Genomic DNA, 16,742 nt, shown 5'->3' with positions numbered 1-16,742 from the left:
GGCGGCCGACCGACCGGTCGCCCTTACTCTCCGGCAATAGACAGGCGTTCGACCAGTATCGAGCCGGTACGGATATTGCCGCGATAATCGACATCATTGCCGACAGCCACTATGTTCCTGAACATGTCTTTCAAATTGCCGGCGATCGTGATTTCCTCGACCGGATATTGTATTTCGCCGTTTTCCACCCAGAATCCGGCCGCGCCGCGCGAATAGTCACCGGTCACCATATTAACACCCTGCCCCATCAACTCGGTCACCAGCAAACCGGTATGCAATTGCCTCAGCATGCCCTGGTAATCGTATGCGCCGGGATCTATCGTTAAATTATGCACGCCGCCGGCATTGCCGGTACTGGGCATGCCAAGCTTACGGGCCGAATAGCTACTGAGTACGTAACCGCGTAAAATGCCGCCGCTGACAATATCGCGCGTTTGTGTCGCCACTCCTTCGCCGTCGTAATTGGCACTTCCCAAGGCGCCTTTTAAATACGGCTGCTCGTGAATACGGACAAATTCCGGAAAAACCTGCTTATCGAGCGCATCGAGCAAAAACGATGATTTACGGTACAAATTGCCGCCGCTGATCGCAGCGATAAATGATCCCAAAAGTCCCGAGGCCACCTCGGCCGCATACATGACAGGGCATTGCCGCGTACTTAAACTACGCGCCTGCAAACGCCGCAAGGTCCGCTCGGCGGCTTTTCTGCCGACATCGGCGGCCGATTCCAGATTGTTGGCATCCCTGGCCACCGTATACCAGTAATCGCGCTGCATACTGTCGCCGCGCTGCGCCAATACTGAGCAACTCAAGGAATGGCGGGTCGATGCATAGCCTTGCAGAAAGCCCAGCGTATTGCCCATGACCCGGAGGCCTTGATGGGTATTGACCGATGCACCTTCGGAATTGCTGATTTCCGCATGATAACCGCGCGCGGCATTTTCGCACTCGATCGCCAGAGCAATAGCCTCATCGGCGCGCAGATCCCATGGGTGGTTCAGATCCAGATCCGGAAACTCAGTCGCCAGCAGCTCTTTCTCAGGCAAGCCGGCATACTCGTCTTCACTGGTATAACGGGCAATACTGCAAGCCGCACTGACGGTTTCCCTAATCGACTCCGGCGACAGATCCGTCGAACTGGCAGAACCTTTACGCTGGCCGAAATAAACTGTCACACCAAGCCCCTGATCGCGATGGTGTTCTATCGTTTCGACATCACCGAGACGGGCCGTTACGGATAAACCGCTTTCCTGGCTCAACCCGGCATCGGCAGCGCTGGCGCCTTGATTTTTAGCCTCATCCAGTATGGACTGAACAATCGTTTTTAATCGGCTGATTTCTTCCTGAGTCTGCAACATATTCTCTTGAGCTATTGTTATTTAAGCTTAAACGCCTAAAAGTGTCTTCGGTTTCCGCCACGAAGAACACGAGATGCTTATCCTCGCAATCTTCGCGGCGACTATAACTTCTGATAGTTCATCTTCATCTAAACGCTGGTTCCGCCGACAGTCAAGCCATCGATTTTCAACGTCGGCTGGCCGACGCCGACCGGCACGCTCTGTCCGTCCTTGCCGCAGGTGCCGACGCCACTGTCCAGCTCCAGGTCTGAGCCGACCATGGATACCTTGGTCAAGACATCGGGGCCGTTGCCAATCAGGGTCGCGCCTTTAACGGCACGAGTAATTTTGCCATCTTCGATCAGATAAGCTTCGCTGGCGGAAAATACGAATTTGCCGGAAGTGATGTCGACTTGGCCACCGCCGAAGTTCTTCGCATAAAGGCCTTTTTTTACCGATCTTATGATTTCTTCTGGATTATGCGGCCCGGGCAGCATATAGGTATTGGTCATACGCGGCATCGGCAGATGCGCATAGGATTCGCGCCGGCCGTTGCCGGTCGGTTTAACGCCCATCAGGCGGGCATTGAGTTTGTCCTGCATATAGCCTTTCAGGATACCATTTTCAATCAATACGGTTTTCTCGGTCGGCGTACCCTCGTCGTCGATGCTTAACGAACCACGCCGGCCCTGCAATGTGCCGTCATCAACGACAGTGCACAAATCAGAGGCAACCCGTTCGCCGACCCGGCCGCTGAAGGCGGACGTGCCTTTGCGATTAAAATCACCTTCCAGACCGTGCCCTATCGCTTCATGCAGCAAAATACCCGGCCAGCCTGGACCCAGCACGACAGTCATATTGCCGGCCGGCGCCTCGGTGGCTTCCAGGTTGACCAGCGCCTGCCTGACCGCTTCCCTGCCGTACTCGAGCGCTTTGTCCTTATCGATAAACCCGCTGTAATCGCTACGCGCGCCGCCCCCCATGCTGCCCTGTTCGCGGCGGCCGTTTTCCTGCACGATCACCGACACATTCATGCGCACCAATGGTCGAACATCGGCCGCCAGCGAACCGTCCTGATTGGCCACCAGAATGCTGTCGTAAACACCGACCAAACTAACGATAACCTCTTCGATTCGGCTGTCCAGCTTACGCGTTTCGCTGTCGACCCGGCGCAATAAATCGATTTTCTGCTGGTCGGCCAAGGATTTCAGCGGGTTCAGCGGCGCATAATAAAGCGGCCAACTAGCCGCTTTTACGATGCCGACCTGAGCCTCCTGCCCTTGCCGAACGATAGCTTTGACATTATTGGCGGCCTCCAGCAATACCGGCAGCTCAATCCGGTCGCTATAGGCGAAGCCGGTTTTCTCGCCCGATACGGCGCGCACGCCGGCGCCCTGGGCGATATTATGGCTGCCTTCCTTAATAATACCGCCCTCCATGACCCAGGACTCGAAATGGCTGGACTGAAAGTAAATATCGGCCGCATCAACCGGCGCGCTGAGCAGCTGGTTAATGATTCTCTCAATATCGCCATCCTGTATGCCGGCCGGCGCCAAAATGGACTGTCTTGCTAGGTTTAATAATTCCATACAAAATTTAAATTAGGTTATTCGCCCAACAGATAGTTCCGGGCAGGATAAATACTCTATTTTTTTTTCAGATCGTCGTGCAGGGTTTTGTACAATGATATCAATAGCTTTTCTGCGCCATCCACCGGGCGCTCATTGTCTTCCAAACTGTCCGGACCGGGTTGATTAACGACTTCGGCGGTTATTTCCGTTTCAGCGCCGTTAGGTGTCAATTTCAGCAAATAGCCTTCTTCAATATATTCATCATTGAAAAAGGAGAAAATGCCGCCGGTTTGGTAACTGTCAGGATCATAGGTGACATAATAAGCCCCTTCCTCCCGATTACGGTCCGTTATTTCCAGCTCCTGTTGCTTCAACGCCTGCGCAAACGTATTCCACGCTTCATCGAAAGACTGCTTGATAATCAGCAATGACGAATTTGAACTGGACATGTAGACATTAGTTCCCAGACCGGTTTTGGCTTCCGCCTCCGGCTCATCGCTATCGGCTATTTTGTTTTCTTTCTCGACCGCACTATAGGTCACCAGTATCGGCGGTCTCTCGAGCATTGCCGTGTCACGGTAACGAACCTCTTCAGTCGTCCCGCAGGAAACCAAGGTGGCAGTCAACAATACAATATGAGGCTGATTTTTAATGTTTTTCCACATCATTGATTATTTAAAAGAAACGACGATGACTTAATGCCGGAAATGCGGCGCGCACTCTTTCCAGGCGTTCCAGATCAATGTCCGCGCAAACGAAACCGCCGCCGGTTTTATAGCAGTCCAGCACGACTCCCCACGGGTCAATGATCATACTGTGTCCAAAGGTTTTTCGACCATTCAGATGAAAGCCGCCCTGATTTGGCGCAATAACATAACACAGGTTTTCTACCGCGCGTGCGCGCAGCAATATTTCCCAATGCGCCGCCCCTGTTTCAGCGGTAAAAGCGGACGGGATCACCAGTATTTCCATGCCTTGCTGGACCATTTTACGGAAAAACTCCGGAAAACGCAGGTCATAACAGACGGCAATACCGAGCTTGCCGAAAGGCGTGTCAATAACCAAGGGCTCCGTACCGCATTCAATGGAATCCGACTCGCGGTAGACTTCATTCGTACCTGGCACATTGACATCAAACAGATGCACTTTATCGTATCGTGCCACCCGTTCGCCCTGATCGTTATAAACAAGGCAAGCCGCTCGCGTTTTATTGCTGTCATCGGCCGCCAATGGAATCGTGCCGCCAACAACCCAAACCCCGTATTTTTTGGCGACCGAGGATAAAAAATTCTGAATAGGACCCGAGCCGTCAACCTCTTTCGCACGAACTTTATCCAATTCATGCTCTCCCATCAGGGCAAAATTTTCCGGCAGGGCCACCAGCTTGGCGCCGGCTTTTGCCGCTTCACCAATCAACTTGTCAGCTTCCAGCAGATTAGAGCTGATATTAGGACTCGATGCCATTTGTATCGCCGCACATTTATTCATTTTCTCTCTCTTTATTATTCTTATGTTGCTGCAACCAGGGAAATTCGGTAATACCATTCCAGGTTTTCTGCAACAAACCATCGTTTTCATGCAACGGAATAATTTCCGCATTCCCCCACTCGCCTTTCACCTGGTACTGCGAACCAAAGAACAACCCTTCTTTGTCTTCGCCGGTCAGCGAGCGCGCGACCAAGCCGGCTATTTTCCCCATAATTGTACCAGCAATAGGCACTGCTTCAGAACTTTTAGGCACAACACGCACATTGTGATCAATGGTGCCGTTAACCAGATCCGTATCTCCTACAATGGTAATCTTTGCAGGCACGGCATCGACATCGAGATTATGCGTCGTTGCTATGCCGTTTAATAAATTAAACTGTCCTTTGATGGTGTTAAACGTTAAACCTTCCTCATACACATCACTAAAATCCAGTTGCAAACGTTTAATCCATTGAGCTACCGCCAACATACCCAGTACCCGGCCGAATCCCGGCTCTATGCTGAGGATGCGTCCGTTTTTTAAATTGACATCGACCTGTCCATTCAGATCCTGTAGCGAGAATTGATGCGGCGCTCCCGGCCAGCGCAGGTCAAACCCCATCGTGCCCTTAGTTTCAGTCATATCTTTCGTAATCCCGAGACGGGCGAGCAGCCGGCCCCAGCGCGGGGTTTTCAGCTGTCCTTTTATCTGTGATTCATATCGTTTCCAAGTGCCCGACAGTATCAGTTTTTCTTTTTCTTCAAGCAGTTCCACGCGCTTGAAACGGATACCTTCCGGTATGCGCTCTGTTTCCAATAGCAACTGGCCAAGATTGACCGACTGCCATAGTGTTTCACGACTGGTAATATTCAATAAAGGCATGTGTTCCGGATTTGCTACAACCCCTTCAAACTTGAATTGCTTTAAAGCCGAAATATCCAGCAAATCCATATCCAGTTTTATACCGCCAGCACCGTTAAAGTCTGTAGGTAATTGAAGTTTCCCCCGTGCGAACGAACTGCTGATATCGCCGGACCAATAGCCGTCATCCCGCTTGAGCGTCAGGTCAAAAACCCCCAGCGCGGTTTTCTTCCACATGCCTTCGCCGCTATGAATTCTGATTTCCTTGATGTTGTCCGCCATAGCACCGCTACCCTCCTGATCCCGAGCGACTGCCGTCGACAGGCTCAACCAGTCAGGCAAATCCAGCCGATTGCGATTGATTTCCAGTTTGATTCCTGCTTCCTGCGGCAGGATCGCTTCCCCGGCCCCGACCAGAACATGGCCCGAATAAATAAGTTGCTGCCTGGCGTTCAAATTAATGGCTGCTTTCAGTTTATTGTCGTAATTTAATGTTATAGGCAATAACGCTTCGTCCTTCAGGCCAAATTTCAGCGCCAGTGATCTTTGCTGTATCGCGCTTTTGGCCAGAACGCCGGGTAAGTCCAGTGCCATACCGGCCAGCGTGGACTGAACCATAAGTTCCGGCTCCTTATCGTCATAAGGTAACCGCAACTGTAACTGATATGCCGTCTCACCTTCGGCAATGCGCCACCAGGGCATTTTGAATTGCGCTTGTAGATCATCCACGCCGGCACGGCCGGAGACATTGACCGTCGTCCGCAGCTCATCGCTATTCATATTGATTTTTATGGCGTGGCCTAAAGCCATTGCATGAATTGTGTCGCTGTACACCCCCCGCTCATCGAATTGCAGGATACCGGAAATGCCTTTTACCGGCAGATCCAGCGAGTTAACGGTCAACTTGGCATTATTCAACCGCGCCGAGCCATCGACTTTGGCATCTACCGTGTCAACCAAAGGAATTTTCAAGTCCAGCGCGACCTCGGTATTTCCAGCTGGCGTAATCGTGTTGAGCACGGCATTGACCGGCGAATTCAATGGCGTATGTTGTAAAAACTCCAGAACCCGGCTAATCTCGCCAGCTAATTGCCCCCTGATCTGTACATAATCGCTGTCGTCCAGCGATGGAATCGTCACTTCCGCCTGTTTAATCGCGGTTTTATCGGTTCGACCTTGCTTTACGTCAACAACTAAGCCCTCATTTAGAAACAGCACTTTCGCAGCCATGTCGGTGATGGGCGGCCATTGCGGATGATAGGACAGCTTTAGCTGTTCAACTTCAAACAGGGTTTCAAAAACTCCGTTGCCATTTTTGAACGGGAAATCTTCGAGATTGCCATGGATCAGCAAACCGCCATTTTTGATACGCCCACCGATGAACGCATGATCCAGCCAAGCAACAGTCGGCTTGCCCATAATACCCGTCGGCAGATAATTTTTGGCTTTACCGGCATCATGGCCGGCAAATTCGCTTTGCAGATCCATGAAAACCGGTGCGCCGGATTTAGGTATCTCCATACGCCACCTGCTCCGGCTCTGAAAATCGGCATTATCGAGACTGATCATCGAACTGAACAAAGTCCAGCCTGATGGTGTTTGCCGCCAATTGACAGCGCCGTCAAGTTTGTCGATCAATAGCGCGTTACGAAACAATCCTGGCGACGTTAATCGGGCCCGTTCAGTCGCCAGCCGCACAATACCGTATTGGTCGTTGCCTTTCAGGTGGCCGGTTAAGTTCTCTATACCGGGAATCGATGGCAGCGCCGCCATGCCGACGCCGGTAAAGCGGCCGTTGACGGCAAAGCGCTCATCTTCCCAATCGGCAAACACGGAAACATTCTCAATCAAGCCATTTAGCCGGGCTTGCGCCAGCATCTTTGACTGCCGATCCGACAAAGGCGCCAAAAAACGAACAAGGCCGGCGGCTTCCTCTAAATCCAGCTGCCTGACGAATACCGCCATTTTTCGAGGCCAGCGGTCTTCAGTAAAATCACCGGATACGCTGAAATCGGCTGCCGGCCATTGCTTAATTGTTTTTTTAGCCGCATCGGCTGTTTCCAGCTCAAAGTCCCTGACGTCAAGCCGCCACCGAAGGTCTTTGGCCTGCCATTGAAACCGGGTTTTTAACCGCTCGACAGGAAACATTCCCTTGTCTTTGCGAGCCAGCTTCACTTGTTGAATTTGCGCTTCACCGGTAACCGAGGCAAGTTGCGAGTTTTGCCAGTCGATCCAGGCTTTAAAATCGCCGGTGCCGGAACCGATCCGCAAGTCCAGCGGCAGGCCGAATTGCTCCCACTCAGCCAGCCTTATATGGCCTGCTTCAATATAAGCCGTGCCATGAATGCTCGCCGCTTCAAAAATATTGCCGCTGAAATCCATGGACACCTTGAGCGTGTCACCGACCTGTTGCGGCAGCTTCATGAGCATATTAATGCGATGGTGTCCGGCATCGTCAGTATTAATGATCGCCAGATCCACGTTACTGGATGTCAAAGGCGGGCTATCGCTTTGTTCATCCTGCCAGCTGATTTCACTGTGCAAAATCTCATATTTGCCGCCCTGCATTAACCACAGCGGCTGCCCCTCGCTGGCTTTCAGGCCGACTATGGCGAGGCTTCCGTCGCGCTGGCGTTTAACGGTCAGTTTGGCGCCGACCAGCGAGACCCATGAAGAAGACAAAAGCTGCCTGTTGACCAGCATATCGAGCAAATTGATGCCCAGGCGTATTTCGTTGAACTGAATGGGAGGCTTATTACTGGTGTCCCGCGATAAGATATCAATGTCTTCAAGCACCAATTCAGGGCTAAACCCGCGCATCCTGGCGCGTAACCGGCCAATCTCCACCGGCGCGCCGACGAGCTCTTCGATAGTGCTTGCCAGATCGGCTTTGTAACTTTCGATTCCGGATAATAGTAAACGCACGCCGCTTAGGCCGACGGCTATGGCGATCAAGGACCAAAAGACAAAATGTCGCGTTGCTCGCGTAAGATGGTAGATTACAAAAACAGGCACAGATTTAAAGGCCCATATTAAAAAAATCCCGCTACTGAATTCGCGCTTTATGAAAGCGGCTTTGATCGTCTTTGGCGAATGAATTCGCCCTTACAGCACTGCATTAAATTAAAGCAGCACCACATCGTACTGTTCCTGATTATATTCCGCTTCCGCCCTGAATTTGATCTGGACGCCCAGGAAGGCCTCCAATTCGGCCAGCATATCGGCTTCTTCATCCAGCAACATTTCCACGACTTCATTGGAAGCCAGCACCAGCAACTGCTGAACATTGTATTGCCTGACTTCGCGGATAATTTCCCGGAATATTTCCAGGCACATGGATTCGGCGGTTTTCAGCACGCCGCGTCCGCCGCAGGCCTTGCAAGGCTCGCAGAGCACATGCTCGAGACTTTCGCGGGTTCTTTTACGCGTCATTTCCACCAAGCCCAGCACCGATACTTCGGTAATCTTAGTCTTGGCATGGTCTTTTTCCAGATTGCGCTCCAGCGCCTGCAAGACCTGTCTCTTATGCTCCTCGCTTTGCATATCGATAAAATCGATAATGATGATCCCGCCCAGATTCCTCAGTCTGAGCTGACGAGAAATTGTCTGCGCCGCCTCTAGATTGGTCTTAAAAATCGTTTCTTCCAGATTTCGTCCGCCGACATAACCGCCGGTATTGACATCGACCGTCGTCATCGCTTCAGTCTGGTCGAACACCAGATGTCCGCCTGATTTCAATTTGACTTTGCGTTCCAGCGCCTTTTGAATTTCATCTTCGACACTGTATATATCAAAGACCGGGCATTCACCGGTGTAGTGCTCGATGATCGGCACCATTTCCGGCACAAACACTTCAGCGAACTCGATCAGACGATGATAGGTTTCCTTGGAGTCCACGCGAATCCGTTCAATGCATTCCTTATATAAATCCCTTAAAGTCCTGACGCTGAGCGGCAAATCCTTATGAATGAACTGCTTGGGCTTGGCCGTGGCGATTTTGGCCAGAATCGATTCCCACAGCTTCAGCAAAAACGTCATGTCCGAAAACAATATCGCCTCTTCCACGCACTCCGCCGCTGTTCTGGCGATAAAACCGCCACAGCCATGCTGCTGCCGGAAGGAATCAATGCATGCGCGCAGCCGGGCTCGCTCGGTTTCGCACTCAATGCGCTGAGATACGCCGGAGTTGTTGGCATAAGGCATATATACCTGATACCGCGATGGAATTGATATCTCCGTGGTCAAGCGCGCGCCTTTTGTACCAATGGGATCTTTGACGACTTGCACGACGATGTGCTGACCCTCGTGCAGATAGTGTTCGATATTCTCCGAGCGCTTTTTTTCCAGTTCCCTGCTGCATAAATCGGAAATATGCAGAAATGCGGCCCGGGACAGTCCGATATCGACAAATGCCGCCTGCATACCCGGCAGTACCCGGCACACCTCACCTTTATAAATATTGCCGACCAGACCTATTTGTCGGCTTCTTTCAATGATCAGCTCCTGCAGAACGCCATTTTCAATAACGGCAACACGAGTCTCGGGCGGGGTAACATTAATTAAAATTTCTTCGCTCATTTGAACAGCTCTATTCCCTGTTTAGCCAATAGTTCGGCGGTTTCAAACAAAGGCAAGCCGACCACGCCGGAAAAGCTGCCGCTTATAGACGATACAAATATCCCGCCCATCCCCTGAATGGCATAGCTTCCGGCTTTATCGACCGGCTCACCGCTGTGCCAATAAGCCAGCATTTCCCGCTCCGTCAACGTCCTGAAAGTGACATCGGTAACGCTGACTGCCTGCCAGTGCTCGCGCCCTCTGAGCGAAATCGCACTATAAACCTGATGTGTTCTTCCCGACAACCGCATCAACATGGCGATCGCATCCTGCTGATCCCGCGGCTTTCCCATAATCCTGTCATCCAGCACCACAGCCGTATCGGCCGCAAGGACCGGCACTTGGCTGCCGCATTTCGCGATACAGGCAGCCGACTTCTCCGCCGACACGCGTTTGACATAAGCCAGGGGAGCCTCATTGAGACGAGGTGTTTCATCAAGCTCAACCGGACGAATCAAATAATTGACCTGGATCTGATCCAGCAGTTCCTTTCTGCGGGGCGAGGCTGAAGCAACATCGCTATTTTTACCCCGCTTGCCCGGCGCAATTTCTTTAAGCACCAGTTCGCACTCACGCGGCAAGCGCTTGGCATATTCGTCGTAACCCTGCCGCACCCAGTCGGGCATACGGTTTCCTACTGAAATCAGATTTATTTGCATGCGCTGCAGAATACAGAGATCACGATTTTGATGCAATTCAGTCTCATAGACAAAACCCGCCATTAAGTAAATAATGCCACTGACTGAATACCAGGCACCTATTGCGCGGAAAAAATGACGCGTCCGGTAGCTTCATTCCATCAGTTTAATTGTTTGGCACAAATGCATAGTTTAGTCTTTCTGGCTCCGTTTTTGCTTAATTTTTTAACCGGTGTTACACATAGACAGCTTCCTATCGGTTTTTCGAGCACTGCAACTCTTGGATGCCCATGGATATTCAACGAAGCGCTACCCGCTCCCAATGACCGCGTTACCAGAGACGTGTGACTACACTACCGCCCATACTAACCGCGGCGTCATTAGTTTTTTAACCAATTGCCAAGAGCTCTACCATGCGATTCAACATTCTGTCTTTGCTTTTACTGCTATCCAGTCTCGAGTCCTGCGCCTGGAACAACGCGCACACTACTTCGCAAGAACAGAATGCCTCGATAATGCCAAACAGGAACAGGACTGTCAGTTTCTTCAGCCGTATCCATAGAGGGACCCGAGACACGGAAAGAGCCATTTGTGGCTTTTTATATGGCGTACGGGATGGTGTCGACCGTTTTATTTACGATGTTGAAAAAGACTATTATGACGATTATCAAAAATAGCGGAGAGACTGCAAATGCTTTCTGTAAAACTGTCGGGCAACAATTTAGATGGGTTTAAGAAGGACCGCAACTTTCCTCAAGTTCGAAGACAGGCAGGTTCGGATAAACAGCACCGGGATTCTGTACCGAAAAAAAGAACCAAGGCTTAACGGTAAACGGTCAAGCCAGGCAACTTAGGCAGCCTGAACAGGAATGGTATGAGAAGAACGTATAACTTCGTTCTTTTCATTGAAATAAACCAATGTAGGCTTATAATTTGTCAGCTCTTTTTGATCCAGAATCGCATAGGCGCAAACAATGATCAAATCGCCGGGACAGGCCATTCGAGCCGCGGCTCCATTAACGGAAAACAACCCGGAACCCTCTTCCGCACGAATAGCATAGGTTGTAAAGCGCGCGCCGTTATTAATATTATAAATTTGTATCTGCTCATATTCTCGAATGCCTGAAAGATCCAGAATATTGCCATCGATTGCACAGGAACCTTCATAACTCAACTCCGAGTGGGTTACCGTCGCTCTGTGTAATTTCGCTTTAAGCATCGTAATTTGCATATTAAAACAATATAAATACTTTTAAGAACCGCGCATTATGCATTAATTACATAAGCGCATCAACTTTTTAGATATCATGAAACTGGCAACGTTCAGCTCTATCCATCATCACCAACAGGCATGCCGAGTTACGCCTTAACCGGTGCACTCAGCCCAGCACCCTTAGCCATTCAAGCAGAATTTATGGCTTTTTCAAACCTATAAATCGTCGACGACTTTGTCCTTACCTGGAAAAATAGACATTATCGATCAATCGAGTCCTGCCCAGCTTTGCCGCCGCCAATATAACCAAATCCCTGTCCTCTATTTGCGCTTTGCTCAGATCTGTGCTGCGGCATACGGCAAAATAATCCGGCTGAAAACCGGCTTCCCGCAAAAACAGCATCGCACGATTCTCGATGTCCGCATAAGGCCGATCTCCAGTCAGAATGGCATCGCGCGCCATGCATAAGGATTCATACAATTTGGGAGCCACCTTAATTTCTTCCACGGACAAATAACCATTTCTGGAACTCATCGCCAAACCGCTGGCCTCCCTGACCGTATCCACACCGACGATTTCCACCGGAAAATCAAGATCCCTGACCATGGTCCGTATCACGACCAACTGTTGAAAATCCTTTAGGCCAAACAAGGCAATATCCGGCTGCACCATGTTGAATAGTTTACAGACGACCGTCGCCACACCATTAAAATGTCCCGGCCTGGACGCCCCACAATACAACTCGGACAGCCCGACTACCGATACGACCGTTTTGGCATCAGGCACATACATTTCCGAGACAGGGGGCAGAAACAACAGATCCGCGCCGGCAGTTGCAAGTTTTTCCTGATCTTCGCGTTCGGTGCGAGGGTACGTCTCGAAATCTTCCCCGACCCCGAATTGGGTAGGATTGACGAAAATACTGACTACCACGCGATCGGCTTTTTTTCCGGCCTCGCCGACCAATTGCAGATGGCCCGCATGCAGGTTGCCCATGGTCGGCACGAATGCAATGCGCTTGCCGGCCAATCGCCACTTCGCCATGGTATCGCGCAGCTCAGATACTGAAGTAACTTTCCGCATAATTTAAAAGCTGTGTTCAGGTGTTGGAAACTGTAACTGCTTGACGGCCTCATGATAAGCAGCAATAGCCTGCCCGATACCGGCGGCGCCTTGCATGAAATCCCTTGAAAACCGGGGCCGCTTGCCGACGCCGATGTTGAGCATGTCATAAAGCACCAGCACCTGCCCGTCGCAATCGATGCCGGCTCCGATGCCTATGACAGGAATAGAGAGCTGGGCACTGATGTCGCCGGCAAGCTTCGCAGGCACACACTCCAGAACCAGCAACCCCGCCCCCGCCTGCTCCAGATTATGCGCATCGGCAAGAATTTTTTCCGCTTCAACGCGCTCCTTGCCTTGTACCTTATAACTGCCCAATTGATTGATGGATTGCGGCAGCAGTCCTAAATGTCCACAAACCGGAATGCCCTGATCGACCAGAAAAGCGACGCATTCGGTCCGCGCCCCTTCGAGTTTGACCATTTGCGCACCTCCGGCCTGCATCAAACGGGCGGCATTTTCGGCCGCCATAAGCGGCGTGGCATAGCTCATGAAAGGCAGGTCGGCAATAACAAATGCCCGGCGCCTGGCATTGCTGACGCAGCGGGTGTGATAAACCATGTCGTCCATCTTAACCGGCAGCGTTGTATCATGTCCCTGAATCACCATCCCCAGGGAATCACCCACAAGCATCACATCGATGCCGGCACTGTCGATCAGCAAGCTGAAACTGGCATCGTAAGCGGTCAGGCAACTAATCTTCTCGCCGCGCCGTTTCATCGCCGACAAGTCATTAATTGATAACGGTTTTACCGTAGATAGCGAAGGATACTGAGTCACTTCAGGCCAACCGTTCCAGACCGTTCAAGGGGCAACTTCTAATCAAATCCGCTATGTGACCCTTGCCCGGCACCAACAATTCCGGCGCAATTTCATACAAGGGATACAGCACGAAAGCCCTTTCGGCAACCCCGACATGCGGCACCGTCAACTCAGGCAGGTCAATTTGTTGCTCACCATAGATCAACAGGTCCAGATCCAGCGTTCTGGCACCCCAGCGTTCGCCTTTGCGCACACGGCCGTGCTCATGTTCAATGTGCTGCAGACTTCTCAGTAAATCCATGGCCGGCAGGTTTGTAGCAATCGCCATAACCGCATTAATGTAATCCGGCTGATCCTGCGGCCCCATCGGCGGACTATGGTACAAGCTCGAAAAGGCAAGCTCTTCCACATCATTCAATCCGGCGATTGCCGCATGCGCCGAGTTAATCTGTTCGGCCGGGTTTTCAAGGTTGCTGCCTAAACCTATGTAAGCGACAACCTGATCTTTGTCTGAGTTTTTCATAGCTGAACTCATTTCAAGGTAAACGGTTCAAATACCTTTATCCTGAGTGGCGGCTTTTTTTCGATAAGTCCTTTTCCGCCTTACTCTGCCGTTTTGAGCACCGCGCGGAGGCCGGGTCATTTTCCTTTGCTCGGTTTCATCCGCCTCCTGGTAGCGCCCCCACCATGCCGCCAGCTCAGGATCGGCACCGCCCGTTTCCGCGCGCAACAACAGAAAATCATAGGCGGCTCTAAAACGGGGATGCGCCAACAAGCGGTTGGGCCTGGAACCGACACGCATATTGAATTTGGGCTGTAGCGTCCAGACTTCCCGCATCGACATAGTAATATGACGAGGCAAAGAAGTGCTACTGCTCTGCCTGGAAATCACTTCGGTGGCCGCTTCCTGATAGGCCATTGATTCAGCCATGCCTTTCGCTACTTTTTCCTTGGCTCGTATTGCCACCGGCTCCCATAAAAATGCGGCCAACAGGAAATAAGCCGTAACGGTTTTGCCTTCGGCGATTCTGTTATCGGAATTTTCCAGCGCTTTGATCAGGAACAACTTAGGAAAACCATCTTCCTCAACCGACAGGCTGCTCTCGGTGTCAGGAAACAATATCTGAAATAACCCATAATGCCGGAGCATTTCAAAAGTCTGCAAGGCGTATCCCGATAGAAACAGTTTCAAGGCTTCATCATAAAGCCGGGCAGCCGGTATGCCGTACAACAATTCGGCCAGATCATGAATGGCTTTCTCACAGTCGGGATCCAGATTAAAACCGAGCTTGACGGCAAAGCGCACCGCCCTCAGCATACGCACGGGGTCTTCACGGAAACGCGTTTCAGGGTCACCGATCAGCCTGAGAGTTCCGGTCTTATGATCGTCCATGCCTCCGGTATAATCAACTACCGAAAAATCCTTGATGTTGTAGTAAAGCGCATTAACTGTAAAATCCCGCCGCCAGACATCTTCTTCAATCGTACCGTAAACATTGTCCCGCAACAAACGCCCTTCCTTGTTGAGTACCTGCTTATCGCTCTGCGCCTCTCCTGCACCTCGAAAAGTCGCCACTTCGATAATTTCACGTCCGAAATGCACATGCGCAAGGCGAAACCGGCGACCGATGACACGGCAGTTACGAAAAACCTTTCTGATCTGTTCAGGATCAGCATCCGTGACCACGTCAAAATCCTTGGGCTCCCGGCCCAGCAATAAATCCCGCACGCAGCCGCCGACAAGATACGCCTGGAACCCTGACTTTTGTAATCGATACAAAACCTTCAATGCATTTTCGCTGATCTGGGAGCGCGAAATACTGTGCTCGGAACGCGCATATATTTTCACGGGTGGCGTAGCGTCAGGTTCAGCTTCATTGCTGGCTGGATTAATAATTTTTTTAAAGAAGTTTAAAATGGTCTTTATACCTTGTCTGTTTTTTAATTGTAATATCATATCATTTCATATGATTCTATCCCAATTGACAACTTTCTTTTCTTTTACATTCCCCTTTTTATTATAGTAAAATCACGTCTCTGATTTTTTAATAGCAATCCCAATCGGCTCAATATACTGTTTTTGACGGTTTATAAAGATCAGACAACCCTTTTTTTAACTACGTGCACAAACCCTTAACGTGCTTGACGGAATTGTTATGTTCAAAAAGATTATAAATGGCTTCATTGACCAACCTTTGCTAACCAGCCTTTTTGTAACAGATTTCTTAATTCTTCTGTTCCATAAACCGCCTTTTCTGTTCTCGTTGGCGATGCTGGGAGCGTTAATTGCCATGTGCATGTATTTTGGTCAAAAATTGGCCTTGTTCAAAGATTAATTGTCTCGTTCGCCTCAGAAGAAACAGCTAAAACCAGATAATGGCTCATCGCCAGTACCTGGTTTTTCGCGCCGTTTGGCGGTTATTATCTACGATCTCTTTCTGCTTCTCGCACTTTTGTTTTTCGCGACAGCACTGCTTCTTCCGTTGAATGCCGGAGAAGCATTCACCTCCCGTCAATTCTTTTACCCTGTTTATCTGCTCGTTATCAGCTTTATTTTTTATGGCTGGTTCTGGACTCACGGCGGACAAACCTTGGGCCTACGATCATGGAAGTTAAAAGTACTGACCTTCACCGGCGAACCCATCAGTTGGAAACAGGCATTATTGCGTTTTTTAGGCGCCATAATTTCCTGGGCTTTTTTGGGTCTGGGATTTTTGTGGATTCTTATCGATAAAAACAGCCGGGGCTGGCACGACTATTTATCGAAGACCGCCTTGTTTTTCGATTCGCAAGAGACACGGCGTTAATAAGGCCAATACCGCTCAAGAACGGACATGATGGCAATGTATTGTTCTATTCGATACCTTTATTACAAGCCAGAAAGCACCTGCCCAACAAAAAAATCAAATAATCCATCTGCCGTCCCGGGCAAGCCGTTCCCATGTCCGGCATCAGTTTTCATCAAAATCCGGAACCCAACTTTCCCGCCATCTGCCAATCTTGTCAGCAACCTTGATTCAGAAAACAAAAAAGCTTTAACCTATCCGAATGCCATGCCCGTTTATGCCGGCTTGGGATATGGCGGACTAACCCTGACTTTTCCTTGAATGCGCCGCATAAAGCGTAATCAATGCAGCCATGAGCCCACTTTC

The 16,742-nt window shown here is 50.5% G+C and carries 16 protein-coding genes; 4 read left to right on the top strand and 12 right to left on the bottom strand.

What is annotated here, in order from left to right:
* Positions 1-23: 23 nt before the first annotated feature.
* The 7 genes from pmbA to METMA_RS0110970 form a co-directional block, all read right to left on the bottom strand.
* A complete protein-coding gene (pmbA, locus tag METMA_RS0111000; protein WP_020159148.1) occupies positions 24-1,358 on the bottom strand; it encodes a metalloprotease PmbA in 1,335 nt (444 codons plus the stop codon).
* Between the two features lie 128 nt (positions 1,359-1,486).
* Positions 1,487-2,926 (bottom strand): metalloprotease TldD, encoded by a 1,440-nt coding sequence (gene tldD / locus METMA_RS0110995; RefSeq protein WP_027147233.1) that lies wholly within the window; start codon positions 2,924-2,926, stop codon positions 1,487-1,489.
* Positions 2,927-2,982: 56 nt separating this feature from the next.
* Positions 2,983-3,474 carry an outer membrane protein assembly factor BamC gene (bamC, locus tag METMA_RS0110990; protein ID WP_161786446.1) on the bottom strand — a complete coding sequence of 164 codons (492 nt, stop codon included), beginning with the start codon at positions 3,472-3,474 and terminating at the stop codon, positions 2,983-2,985.
* A gap of 109 nt (positions 3,475-3,583) precedes the next feature.
* Complete coding sequence (locus METMA_RS0110985) at positions 3,584-4,396, bottom strand: carbon-nitrogen hydrolase family protein (RefSeq protein WP_027147232.1); 813 nt, start codon at positions 4,394-4,396, stop codon at positions 3,584-3,586.
* The gene (locus METMA_RS0110980; RefSeq protein WP_156830486.1) at positions 4,389-8,252 is read right to left on the bottom strand and encodes a YhdP family protein; all 3,864 of its coding nucleotides are present in this window, start codon (positions 8,250-8,252) and stop codon (positions 4,389-4,391) included. Before METMA_RS0110980 ends, METMA_RS0110985 begins: the two co-directional genes overlap by 8 nt.
* Positions 8,253-8,360: 108 nt before the next feature.
* The gene (gene rng / locus METMA_RS0110975) at positions 8,361-9,815 is read right to left on the bottom strand and encodes a ribonuclease G (protein WP_020159143.1); all 1,455 of its coding nucleotides are present in this window, start codon (positions 9,813-9,815) and stop codon (positions 8,361-8,363) included.
* On the bottom strand, positions 9,812-10,513 hold the full coding sequence (locus METMA_RS0110970; protein ID WP_084254192.1) for a 23S rRNA (pseudouridine(1915)-N(3))-methyltransferase RlmH: 702 nt from the start codon (positions 10,511-10,513) through the stop codon (positions 9,812-9,814). Before METMA_RS0110970 ends, rng begins: the two co-directional genes overlap by 4 nt.
* 392 nt (positions 10,514-10,905) lie before the next feature.
* Between METMA_RS0110970 and METMA_RS26975 the strand changes: the two genes are divergently transcribed.
* The gene (locus tag METMA_RS26975) at positions 10,906-11,169 is read left to right on the top strand and encodes a hypothetical protein (RefSeq protein WP_156830485.1); all 264 of its coding nucleotides are present in this window, start codon (positions 10,906-10,908) and stop codon (positions 11,167-11,169) included.
* Between the two features lie 173 nt (positions 11,170-11,342).
* Here METMA_RS26975 and panD read toward each other — a convergent pair whose 3' ends face one another.
* The 5 genes from panD to pcnB form a co-directional block, all read right to left on the bottom strand.
* Positions 11,343-11,723, bottom strand: a complete 381-nt coding sequence (panD, locus tag METMA_RS0110955) for an aspartate 1-decarboxylase (protein WP_020159140.1) — start codon at positions 11,721-11,723, stop codon at positions 11,343-11,345.
* Positions 11,724-11,946: 223 nt separating this feature from the next.
* Positions 11,947-12,789, bottom strand: a complete 843-nt coding sequence (panC, locus tag METMA_RS0110950; protein ID WP_020159139.1) for a pantoate--beta-alanine ligase — start codon at positions 12,787-12,789, stop codon at positions 11,947-11,949.
* A 3-nt stretch (positions 12,790-12,792) separates the two neighbouring features.
* Complete coding sequence (gene panB / locus METMA_RS0110945; RefSeq protein ID WP_027147229.1) at positions 12,793-13,608, bottom strand: 3-methyl-2-oxobutanoate hydroxymethyltransferase; 816 nt, start codon at positions 13,606-13,608, stop codon at positions 12,793-12,795.
* A 1-nt stretch (position 13,609) separates the two neighbouring features.
* Positions 13,610-14,113 carry a 2-amino-4-hydroxy-6-hydroxymethyldihydropteridine diphosphokinase gene (gene folK, locus METMA_RS0110940; RefSeq protein ID WP_020159137.1) on the bottom strand — a complete coding sequence of 168 codons (504 nt, stop codon included), beginning with the start codon at positions 14,111-14,113 and terminating at the stop codon, positions 13,610-13,612.
* Between the two features lie 27 nt (positions 14,114-14,140).
* Positions 14,141-15,547 (bottom strand): polynucleotide adenylyltransferase PcnB, encoded by a 1,407-nt coding sequence (pcnB, locus tag METMA_RS0110935; RefSeq protein WP_020159136.1) that lies wholly within the window; start codon positions 15,545-15,547, stop codon positions 14,141-14,143.
* Positions 15,548-15,746: 199 nt separating this feature from the next.
* Here pcnB and METMA_RS28210 point away from each other — a divergent pair, with 199 nt between their 5' ends.
* From METMA_RS28210 to METMA_RS26970, 3 genes are read left to right on the top strand one after another with little or no spacing between them, the layout of a single operon-like run.
* Positions 15,747-15,926 (top strand): hypothetical protein, encoded by a 180-nt coding sequence (locus tag METMA_RS28210; protein WP_020159135.1) that lies wholly within the window; start codon positions 15,747-15,749, stop codon positions 15,924-15,926.
* Positions 15,927-16,397, top strand: coding sequence for an RDD family protein (locus METMA_RS24450; protein ID WP_051114342.1), 471 nt, complete (start codon positions 15,927-15,929; stop codon positions 16,395-16,397). It abuts the gene before it with no gap.
* A gap of 27 nt (positions 16,398-16,424) precedes the next feature.
* Positions 16,425-16,697: a hypothetical protein gene (locus METMA_RS26970; RefSeq protein ID WP_152565117.1), complete on the top strand. Its 273-nt coding sequence runs from the start codon at positions 16,425-16,427 to the stop codon at positions 16,695-16,697.
* The last annotated feature ends 45 nt before the right edge of the window (positions 16,698-16,742 follow it).

Source organism: Methylobacter marinus A45 (assembly GCF_000383855.1).
GTDB lineage: Bacteria > Pseudomonadota > Gammaproteobacteria > Methylococcales > Methylomonadaceae > Methylobacter > Methylobacter marinus.
The sequence above is the reverse complement of the archived record's forward strand: the minus strand, read 5'-3'. Positions and strand labels throughout refer to the sequence as shown.